At 63.9% G+C, this 18,879-nt stretch carries 20 protein-coding genes; all 20 read right to left on the minus strand.

Annotated elements, in window-relative coordinates:
- Positions 1 to 272 precede the first annotated feature (272 nt).
- The 20 genes from flhB to ACMCNM_RS22715 all read right to left on the minus strand — a co-directional run bounded on the left by flhB (position 273) and on the right by ACMCNM_RS22715 (position 18,792).
- Complete coding sequence (flhB, locus tag ACMCNM_RS22620) at positions 273 to 1,415, minus strand: flagellar biosynthesis protein FlhB (protein WP_027593016.1); 1,143 nt, start codon at positions 1,413 to 1,415, stop codon at positions 273 to 275.
- 2 nt (positions 1,416 to 1,417) lie between these two features.
- Positions 1,418 to 2,194 carry a flagellar biosynthetic protein FliR gene (gene fliR, locus ACMCNM_RS22625; RefSeq protein ID WP_275746377.1) on the minus strand — a complete coding sequence of 259 codons (777 nt, stop codon included), beginning with the start codon at positions 2,192 to 2,194 and terminating at the stop codon, positions 1,418 to 1,420.
- 7 nt (positions 2,195 to 2,201) lie between these two features.
- Positions 2,202 to 2,471, minus strand: a complete 270-nt coding sequence (fliQ, locus tag ACMCNM_RS22630; RefSeq protein WP_186679660.1) for a flagellar biosynthesis protein FliQ — start codon at positions 2,469 to 2,471, stop codon at positions 2,202 to 2,204.
- 21 nt (positions 2,472 to 2,492) lie between these two features.
- Entirely contained in the window at positions 2,493 to 3,248 is a 756-nt protein-coding gene (gene fliP, locus ACMCNM_RS22635) for a flagellar type III secretion system pore protein FliP (protein ID WP_027593019.1), read from the minus strand.
- Complete coding sequence (gene fliO / locus ACMCNM_RS22640) at positions 3,248 to 3,682, minus strand: flagellar biosynthetic protein FliO (protein WP_412765954.1); 435 nt, start codon at positions 3,680 to 3,682, stop codon at positions 3,248 to 3,250. The genes fliP and fliO overlap by 1 nt, the downstream gene beginning before the upstream one ends.
- A gap of 12 nt (positions 3,683 to 3,694) precedes the next feature.
- The gene (gene fliN, locus ACMCNM_RS22645; protein ID WP_186679658.1) at positions 3,695 to 4,159 is read right to left on the minus strand and encodes a flagellar motor switch protein FliN; all 465 of its coding nucleotides are present in this window, start codon (positions 4,157 to 4,159) and stop codon (positions 3,695 to 3,697) included.
- A gap of 47 nt (positions 4,160 to 4,206) precedes the next feature.
- Positions 4,207 to 5,175: a flagellar motor switch protein FliM gene (gene fliM, locus ACMCNM_RS22650; protein WP_027593022.1), complete on the minus strand. Its 969-nt coding sequence runs from the start codon at positions 5,173 to 5,175 to the stop codon at positions 4,207 to 4,209.
- Between the two features lie 9 nt (positions 5,176 to 5,184).
- Positions 5,185 to 5,682 carry a flagellar basal body-associated protein FliL gene (gene fliL, locus ACMCNM_RS22655; protein ID WP_099454932.1) on the minus strand — a complete coding sequence of 166 codons (498 nt, stop codon included), beginning with the start codon at positions 5,680 to 5,682 and terminating at the stop codon, positions 5,185 to 5,187.
- A 392-nt stretch (positions 5,683 to 6,074) separates the two neighbouring features.
- On the minus strand, positions 6,075 to 7,340 hold the full coding sequence (locus ACMCNM_RS22660; RefSeq protein ID WP_412765465.1) for a flagellar hook-length control protein FliK: 1,266 nt from the start codon (positions 7,338 to 7,340) through the stop codon (positions 6,075 to 6,077).
- Positions 7,341 to 7,412: 72 nt separating this feature from the next.
- Positions 7,413 to 7,760: an Hpt domain-containing protein gene (locus ACMCNM_RS22665; protein WP_027593025.1), complete on the minus strand. Its 348-nt coding sequence runs from the start codon at positions 7,758 to 7,760 to the stop codon at positions 7,413 to 7,415.
- 60 nt (positions 7,761 to 7,820) lie between these two features.
- On the minus strand, positions 7,821 to 9,512 hold the full coding sequence (locus ACMCNM_RS22670) for a SpoIIE family protein phosphatase (protein WP_412765466.1): 1,692 nt from the start codon (positions 9,510 to 9,512) through the stop codon (positions 7,821 to 7,823).
- 8 nt (positions 9,513 to 9,520) lie between these two features.
- The gene (locus tag ACMCNM_RS22675; RefSeq protein WP_186679650.1) at positions 9,521 to 9,826 is read right to left on the minus strand and encodes an STAS domain-containing protein; all 306 of its coding nucleotides are present in this window, start codon (positions 9,824 to 9,826) and stop codon (positions 9,521 to 9,523) included.
- Between the two features lie 246 nt (positions 9,827 to 10,072).
- Positions 10,073 to 10,525, minus strand: a complete 453-nt coding sequence (fliJ, locus tag ACMCNM_RS22680; protein ID WP_027593028.1) for a flagellar export protein FliJ — start codon at positions 10,523 to 10,525, stop codon at positions 10,073 to 10,075.
- A gap of 6 nt (positions 10,526 to 10,531) precedes the next feature.
- Entirely contained in the window at positions 10,532 to 11,890 is a 1,359-nt protein-coding gene (gene fliI, locus ACMCNM_RS22685; RefSeq protein WP_186679643.1) for a flagellar protein export ATPase FliI, read from the minus strand.
- Positions 11,880 to 12,650, minus strand: a complete 771-nt coding sequence (fliH, locus tag ACMCNM_RS22690) for a flagellar assembly protein FliH (RefSeq protein ID WP_085272502.1) — start codon at positions 12,648 to 12,650, stop codon at positions 11,880 to 11,882. The genes fliI and fliH overlap by 11 nt, the downstream gene beginning before the upstream one ends.
- A gap of 160 nt (positions 12,651 to 12,810) precedes the next feature.
- On the minus strand, positions 12,811 to 13,830 hold the full coding sequence (gene fliG / locus ACMCNM_RS22695) for a flagellar motor switch protein FliG (protein WP_027593031.1): 1,020 nt from the start codon (positions 13,828 to 13,830) through the stop codon (positions 12,811 to 12,813).
- Complete coding sequence (gene fliF, locus ACMCNM_RS22700; protein WP_027593032.1) at positions 13,823 to 15,601, minus strand: flagellar basal-body MS-ring/collar protein FliF; 1,779 nt, start codon at positions 15,599 to 15,601, stop codon at positions 13,823 to 13,825. The genes fliG and fliF overlap by 8 nt, the downstream gene beginning before the upstream one ends.
- Before the next feature lie 15 nt (positions 15,602 to 15,616).
- Entirely contained in the window at positions 15,617 to 15,949 is a 333-nt protein-coding gene (gene fliE / locus ACMCNM_RS22705) for a flagellar hook-basal body complex protein FliE (RefSeq protein ID WP_027593033.1), read from the minus strand.
- 261 nt (positions 15,950 to 16,210) lie between these two features.
- Complete coding sequence (locus ACMCNM_RS22710; RefSeq protein ID WP_412765467.1) at positions 16,211 to 17,575, minus strand: sigma-54-dependent transcriptional regulator; 1,365 nt, start codon at positions 17,573 to 17,575, stop codon at positions 16,211 to 16,213.
- Positions 17,575 to 18,792, minus strand: coding sequence for a sensor histidine kinase (locus tag ACMCNM_RS22715; protein WP_027593035.1), 1,218 nt, complete (start codon positions 18,790 to 18,792; stop codon positions 17,575 to 17,577). Before ACMCNM_RS22715 ends, ACMCNM_RS22710 begins: the two co-directional genes overlap by 1 nt.
- Positions 18,793 to 18,879: the final 87 nt, after the last annotated feature.

An 18,879-nucleotide genomic window follows, 5' to 3' on the forward strand; every position in this document is an offset into this window, starting at 1 on the left:
TTTTGGTGGGTTTGAGATCGAGCGCCGCCCGCGCGGCGCATCGCGAGCAACGCTCGCTCCTACGTTTGTTTTTGGCCAGTAACGCCTATGACAGGCGCGCGCGACCGCCTTGGCGCATGGCGCGTTATCGCGTCGAACATACAAGGCGGTCGCGCGCGAATGCCCCAGGAATAATTGGCCCGAAACAAACGTAGGAGCGAGCGTTGCTCGCGATGCGCCGCGCGGGCGGCGCTCGATCTCACAGGCGCTGAACGACCATCGCCATGCACCTATCAGCTATCGCGCCGCAAATCCGGCGGAATCGGCAAATCATCCTTCAACGGCTCCGGCCGCTTGCCCTTGCCCGACCGGTACTGACGAATCTGGAACACATACGCCAACACCTGCGCCACCGCCAGGTACAACCCCGCCGGGATCTCGTGTTCAAGCTCGGTGGAGTAATAGATCGCCCGCGCCAGGGCCGGCGATTCAAGGATCTGGATTTTGTGCTCGACACCAATCTCGCGAATCTTCAACGCCATGAAATCAGTACCCTTGGCCAGCAGCAAGGGCGCTGCCCCGCCCTTCTCCGGGTCGTACTGCAGAGCAACGGCATAGTGCGTGGGGTTGGTGATGATCACGTCCGCCTGCGGCACCGCCGCCATCATGCGCCGCTGCGACACCTCGCGCTGCAACTGGCGAATACGCTGCTTGACCTCAGGCTTGCCCTCCGAGTCCTTGTACTCGTCACGCACTTCCTGCTTGGTCATTTTCATTTTCTTGTGCGTCTGCCACAGCTGGAACGGCACGTCCGCCGCCGCGATCAGCAGCAGCCCCGCCGACATCCACAGCGCACTCCACCCCACCACCTGAACACTGTGAATGATCGCCTGTTCCAGCGGCTCATTGGCAATCGACAGCAACGCCTGGCGGTCGCTGACCAGCACCACCACCGCCACGATCAGGATCGCGAAAAACTTGGCCAACGCCTTCAGCAGCTCAGTCAAGGCATGCATCGAGAACATGCGCTTGATCCCCGACAGCGGGTTCATGCGGCTGAATTTGGGCTGCAGCAGGCTGCCGGAAAACAGGAAACCGCCCAACGCGATCGGAGCAACGAACGAGATCACGAACAGCAGAATCAGTACGGGCTGCACCGCCCAGATCGCCATCTTGCCCGAGGCCAGCAAAAACGCGCCCATGGCGCGCTCGTCGACGATCATGTCGCGGGTCAGACTGAAGTTCATGCGCATCACGCTCAGCAGCGTCTCGGCCAAGTGGCCGCCGAACATCAGCAGGCCGCCGGCGCCTGCCAGGGTCACCGCCACCGTGTTCAGCTCCTTGGAGCGGGCGATCTCACCTTTTTCGCGCGAATCGCGCTTGCGCTTGTCAGTGGGGTCTTCTGTCTTGTCCTGACCACTCTCGCTTTCAGCCATGCTCAGCGCGCCCTTGCCAGATCACGCAGCCATTGCAGCGCGTCGCTGGCCAATGCCTGGTAGTGGGAAAGCATATCGGCCAGGCCGATCCAGAAAATCCCCATGCCCATGACCAGTGTCAGCGGGAAGCCAATGGAGAAGATGTTCAGCTGTGGCGCCGCCCGCGTCATCACGCCAAAGGCGATGTTCACCACCAGCAGCGCGGCAATAACCGGCAAGATCAGCAACAACCCGGCACCGAACACCCAACCCAGGCGCCCGGCCATTTCCCAGAACTGGTTGACCATCAGCGCATTGCCCACCGGCAAGGTGGTGAAGCTTTCGGTCAGCACCTCGAAAACCACCAAGTGCCCGTTCATCAACAGGAACAGCACACTGACCAACATGGTCATGAACTGGCTGATCACCGTGACGTTGACGCCGTTGGCCGGGTCGACCATCGAGGCGAAGGCCATGCCCATCTGCACCGCGACGATCTGGCCAGCGATGACGAAGGCCTGGAACAGCAGCTGCAACGAGAACCCAAACAACGCCCCGACGATGATCTGCTCGCCACACAGCAGCAGGCCCTGCAGGCTCAACGGCTCGAACTCGGGCAACGGCGGCAGCGCCGGGACGATCACCACGGTGATGGCCACCGCCACGTACAGGCGCACCCGCGCCGGCAGCATGCGCGTGCCGAAGATCGGCATGGTCATCAGCACTGCCGTCACCCGGAACAACGGCAGGATGAAGGTGGCGACCCAGGTGCCGATCTGTGCGTTGGTCAGCTCCAGCATGGCCGTGTCAACCGATCAGCTGCGGGATGCTGGTGTAGAGCGTGGTGATGTATTCCATGAACTTCTGCACCAGCCAAGGCCCCGCGACGATCAGCGTGACCAGCATTACCAGCAGACGCGGCAGGAAGCTCAGGGTCTGTTCGTTGATCTGCGTGGCGGCCTGGAACATCGCCACCATCAGGCCCACCAGCAGGCTCGGCACCACCAGGATGGCGACCATCAGCGTGGTCAGCCACAGTGCATCGCGGAACAGGTCGACAGCAACTTCAGGGGTCATGCGTGGCTCTCCTTGACGGCGTCAGACGCCGCCGAAACTACTGGCCAGTGTGCCCATGATCAGCGCCCAGCCATCGACCAGGACGAACAGCATGATCTTGAACGGCAGCGAAATGATCAGCGGCGACAGCATCATCATACCCATGGCCATCAGCACGCTGGCGACCACCATGTCGATGATCAGGAACGGGATGAAGATCATGAAGCCGATCTGGAACGCGGTCTTCAGCTCGGACGTGACGAAGGCCGGCACCAGGATGGTCAGTGGCACCTGGTCAGGGCCTTCGATGTCGGTGCGCTTGGACAGGCGCATGAACAAGTCCAGGTCGCTCTGCCGGGTCTGCGCCAGCATAAAGTCCTTCAGAGGCCCCTGGGCCTTGTCGATGGCCTGTTGGGCAGTCATCTGCTCTTTCAGGTAGGGCTGCAGCGCATCCTGGTTCACCCGGTCGAACACCGGCGCCATGATGAACATGGTCAAAAACAGCGCCATGCCGGTCAGAATCTGGTTCGAAGGCGTCTGCTGCAAGCCCAGGGCCTGACGCAAAATCGAGAAGACAATGATGATGCGGGTGAAGCTGGTCATCAGGATGACGAACGCCGGGATGAAGCTCAGCGCCGTCATGATCAGCAGGATCTGCAGGCTGACCGAATACTCCTGCTGCCCGTCTGCCCCATTGGACAGGGTGATGGCCGGGATCGACAGCGGGTCGGCAGCCAGGGCCAATGGCGCGGCCAGCAGCAGCGCCAGGGTCAACATCATGCGCAGCACGCCGGTCATCACTTCTTGTCCTTCTGGTCCTTGCCCATCAGCTCCATCAGCCGCTGGGCAAACTCCGGCGCTGCCTGACGGGCAGTTGCGGGCACTTCGACGGGTTCGGCCAGCACATGCAGGGCCTCGATACTGCCTGGGGTGTGGCCGATCAGGATCTGCTCCTTGCCGACCTGCACCAGCAACAGGCGGTCACGCGGGCCAATGGCCCGGCTGCCGACGATCTCGATCACCTGGCCACCTTTGACCGCCGCGCCTTGCATGCGGCGCAACATCCAGGCCAGGAAGAAGATCAGGCCCACCACCAACAGCAGGCCAAAGACCATCTGCGCCAGTTGCCCACCCAGGCTGCCAGGCGCGGCAGCGGTGGTTGCCGCAGGGTTGGCCGCCGCGCAGGCCCACTGGCTGGCGAGCAGCCCGGCAAAAGCAGCGCCGGCGCGCATCGTGCCCTTCACTCAGCGCAGCTTCTTGATACGTTCGCTGGGGCTGATCACGTCGGTCAGGCGGATGCCGAACTTCTCGTTGACCACCACCACTTCGCCATGGGCGATCAGCGTGCCATTGACCAGCACGTCGAGCGGCTCGCCGGCCAGGCGGTCGAGTTCGATCACCGACCCCTGGTTGAGCTGCAGCAGGTTGCGGATGTTGATCTCGGTGCTGCCCACTTCCATGGAAATGTTCACCGGAATGTCCAGGATCACGTCCAGGTTAGGGCCTTCGAGGCTGACATTCTCGTTCGGCCGCGGCGAGCTGGCGAACTCTTCCATCGGCAGGCGGCCAGCGCCGCTGTTACCGGTGTCGCCGCCCAGCAGCGCGTCGATATCGGCCTGGCCGGCATCACCGGTTTCCTCCAGCGCCGCCGCCCATTCGTCGGCCAGGGCCTGGTCTTCCGCGGACGTGATCTCGTTTTCGTTAGCCATGATTTCCTCGACAGGCATTCAATTCGTAGTGAGCGACCGGCACGCCGTCAGCGGCGTTCGATCGGGTCGATGATCTGCAGGGCCAGGTTGCCCTTGTGCGAACCCAGCCGCGCCTTGAACGAGGGCACGCCGTTGGCGCGCAGCACCAAGTGCTCGGGCAGCTCCACCGGGATCACATCGCCAGGCTGCATGTGCAGGATGTCGCGCAGCTTCAGCTGGCGGCGGGCAACCGTGGCGGTCAGTGGCACGGCCACGTCGAGCACGTCTTCGCGCAGGGCCTTGACCCAGCGCTCGTCCTGGTCGTCCAGGTCGGACTGGAAGCCCGCATCGAGCATCTCGCGCACCGGCTCGATCATCGAGTACGGCATGGTCACGTGCAGGTCGCCGCCACCGCCGTCCAGCTCGATGTGGAAGGTCGACACCACCACCGCCTCGCTGGGGCCGACGATGTTGGCCATGGCCGGGTTGACCTCGGAGTTCATGTACTCGAAGTTGACCGGCATGATGGCTTGCCAGGCTTCCTTGAGGTCGACGAAGCATTGGTCGAGGACCATGCGCACCACGCGCAACTCGGTCGGGGTGAACTCGCGGCCTTCGATCTTGGCGTGACGGCCGTCACCGCCAAAGAAGTTGTCCACCAGCTTGAACACCAGCTTGGCGTCGAGGATGAACAGCGAGGTGCCGCGCAGTGGCTTGATCTTGACCAGGTTGAGGCTGGTCGGCACATACAGCGAATGCACGTACTCGCCGAACTTCATCACCTGCACGCCACCCACCGCCACGTCCGCCGAGCGGCGCAGCAGGTTGAACATGCTGATGCGGGTGTAGCGGGCAAAGCGCTCGTTGATCATTTCCAGGGTCGGCATACGACCGCGGACGATACGATCCTGGCTGGTCAGGTCGTAGCTTTTGATACTGCCTGGCTCGGAAGCGCTCTCGGTCTGCACCAGACCATCGTCGACACCGTGCAACAGCGCATCGATTTCATCCTGGGACAGCAGGTCCTGTACGGCCATTGCGGACTCCTACTGCAATACGAAATTGGTGAACAGCAACTGGTCGATGACCGGCTTGCCGACTTCCTTCTGGGCGACTTCCTGCACCACGGCGGTGGCTTTCTGGCGCAGCATCTCTTGCCCTACCGGGCTGCCGGCCAGGGTGTCGAAGCCCTGCCCGGAGAACATCATCACCAGGTTGTTGCGAATCACCGGCATGTGCACCTTGAGGGCATCCAGGTCAGCCTGGTTGCGCGCTTGCAGGGTGATGCTCAGTTGCATGTAGCGCTGGCGGCCGTTCTGGTTGAAGTTGACCACGAAGGCCGGGGTGAGCGCTTCGTAGATGGCCACAGGCTTGACGTTGGCGGCGGCCGGGTCGGTGGCCGGCGCGGAGTCGCTCTTGTGCATGATGAACCAGGTAGCGCCCACCGAAAGGCCGATCGCCAGCACCAGGCCCAGCACCAACAGCAGGATCAGCTTGAGTTTGCCTTTTGTGGCGGGGTCTTTTACTGCTTCGGTTTTCGCCATGCCAATAATCCGTCGTCCATCGGGGGTTCAAAGGAGGATGACGTGGCTTGAGCAAGTGTTATGCCAGGTTTTGGGTGGGGGATGGAATGAGGTTTGGGTGGGTTTGGCGTTAGGGGGGCAGCGCCTGGGAGATCGAGCGCCGCCCGCGCGGCGCATCGCGAGCAACGCTCGCTCCTACGTTTGTTTCGGGCCAATTATTCCTGGGGCATACGCGCGCGACCGCCTCTGACGCATGGCGCGATATCGCGTCGAACAAACAAGGCAGTCGCGCGCACCTGTCACAGGCGTTATTGGCCGAAAACAAACGTAGGAGCGAGCGTTGCTCGCGATGCGCCGCGCGGGCGGCGCTCGATCTCAACGGCACCAACAACCTAAAGACAGGCACCCCGCCCTCACGCGTAATAATCAACCGCACTGTCGCCAATCACCACCTGCTGCTCAACCGGCCTGCTGCTATCGACCTGCTCGGAGCCGCCCTGCCCGGCCTGTTGCCGCGCCGCGACGCCCGACAGATTGCTGCCCTGCTCCTGCGCCTGCTGATGCTGTTGCCCGCGTGACTGGTCAGCAACATTGACGTCTGGCTGCGCCAGGCCCTGCTGGGTAAACAGCTCGCGCAAGCGGTGCACCTGGCTGTCGAGGGCATCACGCACACCAGCGTGGCCACTGATGAAGGTCACCTGGGTCGACTGATCCGCCGCTACATTGACGCGAATGTCCAGCCGCCCCAACTCGGCGGGCTCCAGCTGGATGTCTGCCGACTTGAGGTTCTGGCTGGACAGGTACATGACCCGATTCACCAGGCCTTCGGTCCAGGCGTTCTGGTTCATCGGCAAGGGTTGGTGCAAAGGGCTGGCATTCGCCGGCACGGCATTGGCGGTTTTCGCCGTGGCCGCCTGGGTCAGGCTGGCCAGGCGATCGGCGAAATCGTCGACGCGCGTGTCGCTGCTGGCGCTCTTGGTGTCCTTCAGGCCCTCTTCAAGCAGTGCACCGAAGGCCTTGTCGCCTGGCTCGCCCGCCTCACCCTCAGCGGTATCGACCAGATTCGCCAAGGTATTGACGGCTCCTCGGCCTTCATCCCCCTGAGCCTGCGAGGGGTCCACGGCGTGTGCCGAGGTGGTGCCTTTGGCCTGGGCGCTCTGTTCCAGTGCCAGGCGCAAGGTTGGCAGGTTGGCCAAGGGGTCGGCGTCGGGGTCGAACGCCTCTTCGGCGGCAGGCTCCTCCGTCAGCGCTGCGCTGGCTTGCGACTGTGCAGTGGCAGCCTGAAGCACGGGCGCCACGGCCTCAGCCTGGGCTTGAATCAGTTGCGCACCGGGCTGCGCATCGGTGACCTGGCCGGCCACCAGGCTGGCGTCGCGCAACCCTGTGTCGGCGGGGTCTGAGGCCTGATCGTCGGCTGGCAATTTGTTGCCGTCATCGGCAACCGATGGCTTGTCGGCAGCCTCTTTCTTGCCGCCGTGTGCCACTTCTGGCTTGTCCTTGGGTTTGGCTTGGGCGACCTTGTCGTCCTGCCCAAACGCTTTCTGCTTGGCCATGACCTGGTCGAAGCCACCGCCCGCGTCACCCAGCGCCTGCGAGGGCTTGTCCACCATCGAGCTGGTCGCTCGCGACGACTTGCCAACAGCGTTTGCTTGCAACAAAGGATTGGGTGCGACAGGCATTGAGCGGTCTCCGCGCCAGAAACTGAAAAGTCATCCGGGCAAAGAAAAGCAAGACTCGCGCCAAGTCGCGCATCAGCCCGCCGAGATACGGTGCTCCTCACCGCGGTAGAAGCGCCGAACCTCTACATATTCCAGGTCGATACGGTTGATCAGGTCCTCGATGCCATATAGCGGTGGCTGGCGCACGCGGTCTTCCAGTTGCTGGCACAGGCCAGCCAGCGCGACAGCCCCCATGTTGCTGCTGCTGCCCTTGAAGCTATGCGCCGCCGAGCCCAGCTCATCGGCGTTTTTGGCAGCGTGCAACTCGCTCAAGCGCCGCTCGGAGTCATCCAGGAATGTCTGCACCAGATGCAGGTAGCCATCCTCCATGACCTCACGCAGGTCGTTGAGCACCTTGTGGTCGATATGAATCTCAGTCACTTGCTCACTCCTTGATCAAGCCAGATTATGCCCGAGCCAGCCCCAGGGTCACAGGCGGGCTCACCATACAAACTCTACCCGGGCGCAGCGGCCGCCTTCGCACCATTGCGCGTTACTGCCCAGCCGCGTTACCAGCTGCAGGCCACGGCCACTCAACCCCTGCTCCGAGGGCGGCTGCGACAGCACCCGCTGCACATCGAACCCTGCGCCGCTGTCACGCACCTCGATCATCAGACGCCCGCCATCGGCGAGGGGTTCAACCTTCAAGTCGATGCGCACAAAACCGTCAGCCAATGCCGCCAAGCGCCGGGCACGCTCCCGGTAGTAATCGGCAAAGCCCTGCACATCGCGCTTGAGCCGCGAATCCAGGCCCAACACCCCATGCTCCAAGGCATTGGAGAACAGCTCGCTGAGCACACTGTGCAGGTTGCCAGTGCGCGCGCGCAGCGGGTGGATTTCCTGCAACAGCTGCACCAGGTACGGCACTGGGTTGGACTGCTTCAGGCTTTCGCCGCGCAGTTCGAACCCAAGCGACCAATCCAGCGGGCTGGGGCGACCGCGTTCAGCGTAGATCATCGGCGCCGGCACCCGCTCATCGGCCGCGAACATGCGGATATCGCACAGGCTGATGTCGTCCCGAGGCTGCCCGCCGAAATGTTCCAAGGCCTGCATCACCTCATCAAACAAGTGGGCCGGGTCTCGGTTGCCAGCCAGCACCCCTTGCAGGCGCTCGACGCCAAACAAGCGTTCCTGGTCATCGGCCGTGTCCAGCACGCCGTCTGACAACAGCAACAAGCGCTCACCCGACGCCAACGGCAGCACTTGCGTGCTGTCGTCGAAGCGCTCAGGGGCAAGAATACCCAGCGGCAAATGCCGCGAAGCCAGCGCCGACAGCACTTCGCCGCCTGCAGATAAGCGATAGCCGTCCGGCATGCCACCATTCCAAACCTCCACCGAACCACGCTGCACGCTCAGGTTGAGCATCACTGCACAGCAAAACATGTCCACCGGCAGGATGCGTTTGAGCTTGGCGTTCATTTCGCGCAGGGTCTGCGCCAGGCCATACCCCTTGGCTGTCATGCCGTAGAACACTTCTGCCAGGGGCATGGCGCCAACGGCGGCGGGCAGGCCGTGGCCGGTGAAATCCCCCAGCAGCACCTGCATGTCCCCCGAGGGCGTGAACGCGGCCAGCAGCAGGTCACCGTTGAACAGCGCGTAGGGCGATTGCAGGTAGCGAATATTGGGCGCAGCCAGGCAGCCCGCATGGGCCACCTTGTCGAATACCGCCTTGGCCACCCGCTGCTCGTTGAGCAGGTGGTGATGGTGGCGGGTGATTTCGTCGCGCTGGGCGAGCACGGTGGCCTGCAGCCTGCGCAGGCGGCCCATGGCGCGTATCTTGGCGGCGAGAATCACCGGGCTATAGGGCTTGGCCATGAAGTCATCGCCGCCGGCCTCCAGGCAGCGCACCAAGGCATCCTCCTCGTTCAACGAGGTGAGGAATATGATCGGCACCAACGCTTCTCCGGCCAGGGCCTTGATCTGCCGGGCCGCTTCGAAACCGTCCATCACCGGCATCAGCGCATCAAGCAGCACCAGGTGCGGGCGCCGTTCGACAAACAGCGCCACCGCCTGCTCGCCGTTTTCTGCGGTGAACACCTGATGCCCCTGGCGCCGGACGATTTGCGCCAGCAACAAGCGGTCGGCGGCCCCGTCTTCGGCGACCAGCACGGTCAACGCCTGTTCGGCAGCCATCACGCGGCTCAACTGATATCGAACAGTTTTTCGAAATTGGAGATGGCGAGAATCTTGCGCACATCGGAGCTGGCATGCACCACACGCACGTCCGAATCGTCGCCGCCCGCGTGATCGCGCAGCAGCAACAACATGCCGAGCGCCGAGCTATCGAGGTAGGTGGTGTCTTTCAGGTCCACGACCACCGAGTCCGGCCGACCCGGCTGGCGCTCGTAGGCTTCGCGAAACTCCTGGTGCTTGCCGAAATCGAAACGACCCTTGACCGTGATCGTCAGCTTTTTCCCGTCCTGCGAAAAATCAGTCTCGACTGCCATGCTAGCGATTCCTTCGATGATGGCGGATGCAACCTTTTAAGGTTTAGCAGCCTGGGGTGGGAGTGCAAGCGAGACGGCCAACAGATCCCCCTCAGCGACGCGCCCCCCTGTAGGAGCAGCCTTGTGCTGCGAAGGGGCCGTGAGGGCAAGCTGGGGCTACTGGCCTCTTCGCAGCGCAAGGCTGCTCCTACAAGGAATTGTGCGTCGACGATTAGAAACAAGGAATTGCGCGCCGGCGATAAGAAATCAGGGGTGATTCTGCCTGGGCAAGCGCTGCGACAGCTCATCCAGCAAGCGCTGCTCGCGCTTGTCTTCGGCGCGCCGCGCTTCATCCAGGTAACGCTGTACCAACTTGCGCAACCCCTCGACTCGGGCATAGGCCTGCTGCCAAGTGCCGCGGGCGTTGTTCAGGTTGTTCTGGTGCCAGGTCAGGCTCTGGCGCTGCTGGGTCATGGCTGTTTCCAGCTGCCCGAGAAAGCGCTGGTAATTGACCAGCCAGCTGCCATTGACGCCCTGGCCGCCGCGGTTGATCCACTGCAGCTGGTAGTCCTCGCGAAAACGCTCCAGCTCAGCCAACTTGACCTGCGCCTGGGTCACCAGTTGCTGAAAATGCCCAAGGCGCTGGGCGGCCTTGCGCTCGGCCTCTTCGGCCATGTCCACCACCGGCGCCAGGCGCGCGGCACGTCCGGGCAGTGCCATGGCCTATCAACCGCCCGCCGGAGGCGTGAATATCGCCCCCAGCTGATCGCGGCTCTGCGCCATGCCGACGTTTTCGTCCAGCGCTTGACGTAGAAAGTCCACCAAGCGGGACTGCAAGGCGATCGCCAGGTCGGTCTCCGGGTCGCCACCGGCCACATAGGCACCGACGCTGATCAGGTCGCGGCTCTGCGACAGGCGCGACCACAACTGCTTGAATTTTTGCGCCTGGCGCAGATGATCAGCATCGACCACCTGGGGCATTACCCGGCTGATCGACGCTTCGATGTCGATCGCGGGGTAGTGGCCTTCTTCGGCCAAGCGCCGGGACAACACGAAGTGGCCGTCGAGCACCCCCCGCGCCGAGTCGGCGATCGGGTCCTGCTGGTCGTCGCCCTCCGACAATACCGTGTAGAACGCAGTGATCGAGCCGCCACCCGGCTCGCCATTGCCCGCCCGCTCCACCAGCTTCGGCAGCTTGGCGAACACCGACGGCGGGTAACCGCGGGTGGCCGGCGGCTCACCGATCGCCAAGGCGATCTCACGCTGAGCCTGGGCAAAACGGGTCAGCGAATCCATCAGCAACAGGACATTCTTGCCCTTGTCGCGGAAGTATTCGGCAATGCGCGTGCAATACATGGCCGCGCGCAGGCGCATCAACGGCGCGTCATCCGCGGGCGAGGCGACCACTACCGAGCGCTTGAGGCCCTCTTCACCGAGGATGTGCTCGATGAACTCCTTCACCTCGCGGCCCCGCTCGCCGATCAGCCCAACGACGATGATCTCGGCTTCGGTGAAGCGCGTCATCATGCCCAGCAACACCGACTTACCCACACCGGTACCGGCGAACAGGCCCAGGCGCTGGCCACGGCCGACGGTGAGCAGGCCGTTGATGCTGCGGATGCCCACGTCCAGCGGCACGCTGATGGGGTCGCGGTTGAGCGGGTTGATCACCGGGCCATCCATCGGCACCCAGTCTTCGGCCTTCATGCCGCCTTTGCCATCGAGGGCGCGCCCGGCGCCATCCAGCACCCGCCCGAGCATGCTCATGCCCATGGGCAGGCGGCCGCCGTCGTCCAGCGGTACCACCCGCGCACCAGGGGCGATGCCGACGATGCTGCCAACCGGCATGAGGAATACCTTGGACCCGGCAAAGCCCATGACTTCGGCCTCGACCTGCACCGGGTGGTAGCTGTCGTCGTTGATCACCAGGCAGCGGCTACCCACTGCGGCACGCAGGCCTTCGGCTTCGAGGGTGAGGCCAACCATGCGCAGCAGGCGGCCTTCAACGATCGGCTGCACCGGCAGCTCGATCGCCTCGGCGTAACTGCCCAGGCGTTTGCCGAAACTGGTGCGGTCAAGGCGCATCGGGGCGGTCCAGGTCGATCGACACATCGGCCGGTGCGGGGTGCAGGGAATGGTCGTGAAGCTGGTCGAACAGCTGCGCCACCGCCTTCTCGATGCGTGTTTCCATGCTGGCGTCGATACGGCTGTGGGCGGTCTCGATGCGGCAGCCACCCGGCAGCAAGGCTTCGTCTTCGAGCAGCCGCCAATTTTCTTCGTGGCGCTCGCGCAGGGCTTTGGCCAGTTCGAAGTCCTGGGGGTTGAGGTGAATGCGGATGTTGTCCGCGCCCATTGGCAGCAGCTTGAGGGCTTCGCGCAGCACGTGGGTAATCTGGCTGGAATCGCTGCGCAGCTCGCGGCCGATCACCTGGCGGGTCATGTGCGCGACCAGGTGCACCAGGGTTTTCTCGATCTGCGTGTCTTGCTCGGCGATGGGCGCCATCAGGTTGACCATCAGCCGCTCGAGGCTGCCGACCTTGGCCGCCAGGGCCTGCTCAGCCTCTTGGCGCACCTTCAGCTGGGTGCTGTGAAAGCCCTCGCGCTCGCCGGTGGCAAAGCCTTCGTTGTAAGCGTCCTGGCGAATGGCTTCGAGTTCTTCGAGGGTCAGCGGCTGGACTTCTTCCAGCGGCACTTCCTCGACTTCTTCCTCGATGACTTCGGGTTCCGGTTCAGGCTCGGGTTGCGGCTCGGGTTCCGGGTCGAAGCTGGGCAGCGCCCAGACATCGACGCCCTCGAGGTCGCGGGCGCGGATCAGGTCGCTGGGGTGATGTTCTTTGCTGGACATGCTGTGATGTTCTCAAACCACGTTCAGCCAACGCGATCCCTGTGGGAGCGGGCTTGCCCGCGAATGCGTCGGCAGGGACAACCTCATCACCCGATCTGGCGCCTTCGCGGGCAAGCCCGCTCCCACAGTGGGCTGCGCCAGTCGGCAGAATCCGGCAACGTTAGATCATTTCCTCGGCACCCTTGCCGCCGAGCACGATCTCGCCGGCCTCGGCCATGCGTCGGGCGATGGTGAGGATTTCTTTCTGTGCCGTTTCCACGTCGCTGACCCGTACCGGCCCTTTGGCCTCCAGGTCGTCGCGCAGCAGTTCCGACGCACGTTTGGACATGTTCTTGAAGATCTTGTCCTTGACCCGCTCGTCGGCGCCTTTGAGCGACACCACCAGCACGTCCGAAGACACCTCGCGCAGCAGCGCCTGGATGCCACGGTCGTCGACGTCGGCCAGGTTATTGAAGACGAACATGAGGTCTTCGATCTGCTCCGAGAGGTCGTTGTCGACTTCGCGGATCGAGTCCATCAGCGCACCTTCCACCGAACTGTCGAGGAAGTTCATGATGTCAGCCGCACGCTTGATACCGCCCAAGGTGGTCCGCGCAGCATTGGAGTTGCCCGAGAACTGCTTCTCGAGGATCTGGTTCAGCTCCTTCAGCGCCGCCGGTTGCACGGTGTTCAGCGACGACACGCGCAGGATGATGTCCAGGCGCACCTTGTGGTCAAAGTTGCTCAGCACTTCACCGGCCTGGTCAGGGTCCAGGTAGGCGACCACGATGGCCTGGATCTGCGGGTGCTCATAGCGGATCACATCGGCCACGGCACGCGGCTCCATCCACTTGAGGCTGTCCAGGCCGCTGGTGTTGCCCCCCAGCAGGATGCGGTCGATCAGGCCGTTGGCCTTGTCCTCGCCCAAGGCCTGGTTGAGCATCTTGCGGATGTAACCGTCAGAGCCCACGCCCAGGCTGGTCTGGTCGCCGACGATGTCGACGAACTCGCTCATCACCTGCTCGACCTGGTCGCGGTGCACGTTGCCCATCTGCGCCATGGCCACGCCCACACGTTGCACTTCCTTGGGGCCCATGTGCCGCAGTACCTGGGCCGCATCGGTTTCACCCAGCGAGAGCAGGAGGATCGCCGCTTTGTCGACGCGGCTCAGCTTGGCGGTAACGGCTCGGTTATCACTCATCGGCGTTGATCCAGTCTTTCACGACCTGGGCCACGCGGCCCGGGTCTTCGGCCACCAGGCCTTTGATTGCGTTGAGCTGTGCCTCGTAGCCCTCGCTCGGGCTTGGCAACAGAATGCTTGTCGGGCCACCCAGACTGACGCGGTCGTTGGCCAGTTCGCCATCCAGACCGATCATGCCGCCCAGCTCCATGTCGCTGTCTGAGGCAGCCTGCTTGCCGCCCCCTGTGATGTTGTTGAGCACCGGGCGCAGCACGCCGAACACCAGCACCAGGATGAACACCACGCCCAGCACTTGCTTGACGATGTCCCAGAACCACGGCTGCTGATAGAAGGCGATGTCGGCGATTTCTTCGCCACGGTCGGCGGCAAACGGCACGTTGATCACCGTCACGCTGTCGCCACGGCTGGCATCGAAGCCGACTGCGTCCTGCACCAGGCGGGTAAAGCGCGCCAGGTCCTCGGTACCCCAAGGGGCACGCGTGGTCTCGCCACTGGTGGGGTCGATCTTGAGCTGGTCGTCGACCACCACCGCCACCGACAGGCGGGTCATGCGGCCCTGCTGCTGACGGGTGTGGCTGATGGAGCGGTCCAGCTCGAAGTTCTTGGTGCTTTGCTGGCGTTTGTCTGCCGGGTAAGGCGCAAGCATCGGCTGGCCGGTGGCCGGGTCCATGATCTGCTGGCCGTTGGCATCCACCAGCGGCTGGCCGGGCTGGATGGCAGCGGCCGGGGTAGCGGCAGCGCCCGTGGTTTGCGGCGCAGACGCCGCACCCGGTGGCTGGTTGCTCAGCGCGCCGGGCACGCCTTGCGGGCCCTGGCTGCTGGCGCGCTGTTCGTCGACCGACTGTTCGCTGCGCAGCGCCGGCTGGTCGGGGTTGAACTGCTCGGAGGTCGATTCGACCGCACTGAAATCCAGGTCGGCGGAGACTTCGGCCTTGTAGCGATCGTTACCCAACACCGGCTGCAAGATATTGTGCACACGCTGGGTGAGCATGCTTTCCATGCGGCGGCTGTAGTCGAACTGCTTGCCCGCCATGGTCAGGGCGGTGTCCTGCAGCTGTTCGGAGAGCAGGTTGCCCTTCTGGTCGACGACAGTGACTTGCGACTTGTCCAGCTCTGGCACGCTGGTGGCGACCAGGTTGACAATCGCCATCACTTGCCCGGCTTCCAACCCACGGCCTGGGTACAGCTCGACCAGTACCGAGGCGCTGGGCTTGCGTTCGTCACGCACGAACACCGAACTTTTCGGGATGGCCAGGTGCACGCGTGCAGCCTTGACGTTGTTCAGGCTGGAAACGGTACGGGCCAGTTCGCCTTCCAGGCTGCGGCGATAACGGGTGGCCTCCATGAACTGGCTGGTGCCCAGGCCCTGCTCCTTGTCGAGCAGCTCGAAACCGACGTTGCCATCGCTCGGCGCCACGCCTGCGGCCGCCAGTTTCAGGCGCGCACGGGAGAGGTCGTCGGCCTTGACCAACAACGCGCCGGAATTGGGCTCGACGTTGTAGGGAATGTCTGCGGCGGCCAGGGTTTCCATGACCTGCTTGGTGTCCATGCCCGACAGGCTGCCATACAGCGGCCGATAGTCCGGCTGTTGCGACCACAGCACCACGGCGAAGCCGATCGCCACGCTCGCCGCCAACCCGACCATGAGGCCGACTTGACGCAGCATGGGCATCTGCGAAATGTTTTCCAGAAACGCCATGCCGAACAGCGGCGGTTTGGCCGCTGGCTGGCCGCTCTTGGCGGGGGCGTTATCGACGACTGCTTCAGCCATGGGTTACGTCCGTCCTCAAACCGGCATCTGCATGATGTCTTGATACGCCTGGACCAGCTTGTTGCGTACCTGGGTGAGTGCCTGCATGGAGACGCTGGCCTTTTGCGAGGCGACCATGACATCGGTCAGGTCGACGCCGGTCTTGCCAATTTCGAAGGCGTTGGCCAGCTGGGTGGAAGCCTGCTGCGTCTCATGCACCTTGCCGATGGCCTGGCCGAGCATGTCGGCAAAGCTGCTCTGGCCCGGGGCCAGTTCGGGGGCAGCGGACACCTTGGGCAGCGACATGGCATCAGCCTGCATCGCGCGCATGTCCAGCATCAGACGATTGAATTCAACACCTTGGCTCATGACCTTCTCTCTCCGGCGGCCGCATTTTTTTGACACTCATGCGGCGGATAGCTCGTGTAAAGCAACAAAGGTGCCAGCCTTGCCACCCCTTCTGATTTGACGCGCCGTTGTAGGAGCGGCCTTGTGTCGCGAAAGGGCCGCAACGCGGCCCCAGGTTTTCAGCTTCGCATCAAAGATCGCCGGGGCCGCGTTGCGGCCCTTTCGCGACACAAGGCCGCTCCTACAAGGGCCGCACCCGATATAACCCGCACCAGTGGCTTATCAGCCGAAGAGGCTGGCCTCGACGTCGAACCCGGCATCGCGCATCTGCGCCAGCTTGTAACGCAGGGTGCGCGGGCTGATGCCCAGGCGCTCGGCGGCTTCCTTGCGGCGGCCGCGTTCGGCGCGCAAGGTGTCGATGATGGTCTGGTACTCATGGCGGCGCAGGTCATCGCCCAGGCCACTGGCTTCGGCAACCACGGCTGCCACTGACGGCGCCGCGCCGGCCGACAATGGAATGGCGCCCGCCAGACAGAAATCCGCCGCTTCGATCACCCCGCCCTGCTGCAGGATCAAGGCGCGCTGCAAGGCGTTGTCCAGTTCGCGCACGTTGCCGGGCCAGGCATGCGCCTGCAGGCAGGCCCGCGCATCGGCAGACAGGCGCACGGGTGCGTGCTTCATCTTGCTGACATGGCGTGCCAGCAAACGCTCGGCCAGCGGCAGGATATCGCCCTTGCGCTCGCGCAGCGCGCACCAGGCCAGGGGGAACACCGACAGCCGGTAATACAGGTCTTCACGGAAGCGGCCAGCCGCCACTTCGCCTGCCAGGTCGCGGTTGGTGGTGGCCAGCACGCGGATATCCAGACTGATCGGCTTACGCCCACCTACCCGCTCCACCTCGCGCTCCTGCAGCACCCGCAACAGCTTGGCCTGCAAGGCCAGCGGCATCTCGGAAATCTCGTCGAGCAGCAAGGTGCCGCCCTCCGCCTGCTCGAACTTGCCGGCCTGGGCCGCGATGGCGCCGGTGAAGGCGCCTTTCTCGTGGCCGAACAGCGTGGCTTCGAGCATGTTGTCGGGGATGGCCGCGCAGTTGATCGCCACAAAAGGCTCGCCCGCCCGCGGGGACTGCTGGTGAATGTAGCGCGCCAGCACTTCCTTGCCGGTACCCGACTCGCCAGAGATCAACACGGTCGAGTCACTGCGCGCTACCCGCGCAGCCAGTTCGAGCAACTGCCGGCTGGCAGGCTCGCAGGCCACCGGCCCTTCTTCTTCCGCTGCACTGACACGGCCTGCGGCGTGGCGCTCCACCAGGCTCAACAGCGCCTTGGGCTCGAAGGGCTTAACCAGGTAATCGGCAGCGCCTTGGCGCATCGCCTCCACGGCACGCTCGACTGCGGCATGCGCCGTCATCAGCAGCACCGGCAGTTGCGGCTGCTGGCGACGCAATTGCGCCAGCAGCTGATGCCCATCCATGCCGGGCATGTTCACGTCACTGACCACCAGGCTGAACGCCTCGGCCAGCACCGCTTCCAGCGCCTCTTCGGCACTGCCCACGGCCCGGTAGTCGAAGCCGCCGATTTCCAGGGTGTCGCCAAGCGCCTGGCGCAAAACGCGGTCATCCTCGACCAGCAGCACCTTGATCGCCATCAGCCCGCCTCCGCCAGTTGCCCATCGATCAGCGGCAGTTCGACCCGCACGCAGGTGCCGCGCCCAACCTTCGAACGCAGGCTGAGGGTGCCCTGGTGCGCCCGCACCACAGCCTTGACCACGGCCAGGCCCAGCCCGGTGCCGGTGGCCTTGGTGGTCAAGAACGGCTCACCCAGGCGGCCCAGCAAATCGGCGTCGATACCGCTGCCGGCATCACTCACGCACAGGTGCAACACCTGCTCACGACGGAACACGTGCACCTTGAGCCGGGCCGGCTCTTCGCTGGCTTGCAGGGCATTCTCGATCAGGTTGAGCAAGGCGCCAACCAGGGTGTCACGGTTGCACAGCAGCTCGCCCAGGTGGCTGTCGCACTGCCAGCGCACGGCATGCCCTTGCACGTGCGACTGCGCCGCCTGCTGCAGGGCCTGGAACAATGCTTTCGGGGTCACACGATCACCCAGCGGCAGCTCGCCACGGGCGAACACCAGCATGTCGCGGACCTGGTGCTCCAACTCGTGCAGGCGTTCCTTCAAGGTACCGGCGAAGCGCTGGCGGGTTTCGGCGCTCAGGTCTTGCTCGCTGTCGGCCAGGTGGCTGGCGTAGAGCATGGCTGCAGACAGTGGCGTGCGAATCTGATGGGCCAACGAAGCGACCATGCGCCCCAGCGACGACAAGCGCTCATGGCGCGCCAGCTGGTCTTGCAGGCGACGGGTTTCAGTCAGGTCGTTGAGCAGCACCAGTTGGCCGGGTTCGGCATCCAGCGAACGGGTGGCGATAGACAAGCGGCGGCCGTCGCGCAGCGACACTTCATGGCCGTCATCCTTGCGCGGGGCGAAGCTGCGGGCAATGACCTGGCGCCACAGCTCACCGATCAGCGGCTCGCCGAGCAGTTCGCAGGCGGCGGGGTTGGCTTCGCGCACCCTGCCCTGGCCGTCGATCACGATCACCCCGCCCGGCAACAAGTCCAGTAGGTTCTGCAGGCGATTGGCCAGGCGTTCCTTTTCATTCAGTTCGTCCATGCGCTGGGCACTGACCACGGCCAGTTCGCCCTTGAGCTCACTGACGCGGGCTTCGAGCAGGCTGTAGGATTGGCTGAGCTGGCTGGAGACCTGATTGAACAAGGCGAAAGCCTGCTCGACACCCTGTCGGCTTTCCTGCTCGACCGGGGTATGCCCCTGCAGATCGGGGGCTCGGGAAACGTGGGCGGCCTGGGGCATCGTGCTCTCTCGCGTGGCTGACCGTCATAAAAACGGTGTGGTGCCAGCGGTGTAGCAATAGCCGTGCCGAAGATGGGGTTTTACCAA

Origin of the sequence: Pseudomonas sp. NGC7, assembly GCF_047159675.1 — a bacterium.
Taxonomy (GTDB): domain Bacteria; phylum Pseudomonadota; class Gammaproteobacteria; order Pseudomonadales; family Pseudomonadaceae; genus Aquipseudomonas; species Aquipseudomonas kermanshahensis.

Excerpts from the sequence above, each read along its gene's own strand:
- flhB (WP_027593016.1), bottom strand. The coding sequence starts at position 1,415 with ATGGCTGAAAGCGAGAGTGGTCAGGACAAGACAGAAGACCCCACTGAC.
- fliR (WP_275746377.1), bottom strand. The coding sequence starts at position 2,194 with ATGCTGGAGCTGACCAACGCACAGATCGGCACCTGGGTCGCCACCTTC.
- fliQ (WP_186679660.1), bottom strand. The coding sequence starts at position 2,471 with ATGACCCCTGAAGTTGCTGTCGACCTGTTCCGCGATGCACTGTGGCTG.
- fliP (WP_027593019.1), bottom strand. The coding sequence starts at position 3,248 with ATGACCGGCGTGCTGCGCATGATGTTGACCCTGGCGCTGCTGCTGGCC.
- fliO (WP_412765954.1), bottom strand. The coding sequence starts at position 3,682 with ATGCGCGCCGGCGCTGCTTTTGCCGGGCTGCTCGCCAGCCAGTGGGCC.
- fliN (WP_186679658.1), bottom strand. The coding sequence starts at position 4,159 with ATGGCTAACGAAAACGAGATCACGTCCGCGGAAGACCAGGCCCTGGCC.
- fliM (WP_027593022.1), bottom strand. The coding sequence starts at position 5,175 with ATGGCCGTACAGGACCTGCTGTCCCAGGATGAAATCGATGCGCTGTTG.
- fliL (WP_099454932.1), bottom strand. The coding sequence starts at position 5,682 with ATGGCGAAAACCGAAGCAGTAAAAGACCCCGCCACAAAAGGCAAACTC.
- ACMCNM_RS22660 (WP_412765465.1), bottom strand. The coding sequence starts at position 7,340 with ATGCCTGTCGCACCCAATCCTTTGTTGCAAGCAAACGCTGTTGGCAAG.
- ACMCNM_RS22670 (WP_412765466.1), bottom strand. The coding sequence starts at position 9,512 with ATGGCTGCCGAACAGGCGTTGACCGTGCTGGTCGCCGAAGACGGGGCC.
- ACMCNM_RS22675 (WP_186679650.1), bottom strand. The coding sequence starts at position 9,826 with ATGGCAGTCGAGACTGATTTTTCGCAGGACGGGAAAAAGCTGACGATC.
- fliJ (WP_027593028.1), bottom strand. The coding sequence starts at position 10,525 with ATGGCACTGCCCGGACGTGCCGCGCGCCTGGCGCCGGTGGTGGACATG.
- fliI (WP_186679643.1), bottom strand. The coding sequence starts at position 11,890 with ATGCGCCTTGACCGCACCAGTTTCGGCAAACGCCTGGGCAGTTACGCC.
- fliH (WP_085272502.1), bottom strand. The coding sequence starts at position 12,650 with ATGTCCAGCAAAGAACATCACCCCAGCGACCTGATCCGCGCCCGCGAC.
- fliG (WP_027593031.1), bottom strand. The coding sequence starts at position 13,830 with ATGAGTGATAACCGAGCCGTTACCGCCAAGCTGAGCCGCGTCGACAAA.
- fliF (WP_027593032.1), bottom strand. The coding sequence starts at position 15,601 with ATGGCTGAAGCAGTCGTCGATAACGCCCCCGCCAAGAGCGGCCAGCCA.
- fliE (WP_027593033.1), bottom strand. The coding sequence starts at position 15,949 with ATGAGCCAAGGTGTTGAATTCAATCGTCTGATGCTGGACATGCGCGCG.
- ACMCNM_RS22710 (WP_412765467.1), bottom strand. The coding sequence starts at position 17,575 with ATGGCGATCAAGGTGCTGCTGGTCGAGGATGACCGCGTTTTGCGCCAG.
- ACMCNM_RS22715 (WP_027593035.1), bottom strand. The coding sequence starts at position 18,792 with ATGCCCCAGGCCGCCCACGTTTCCCGAGCCCCCGATCTGCAGGGGCAT.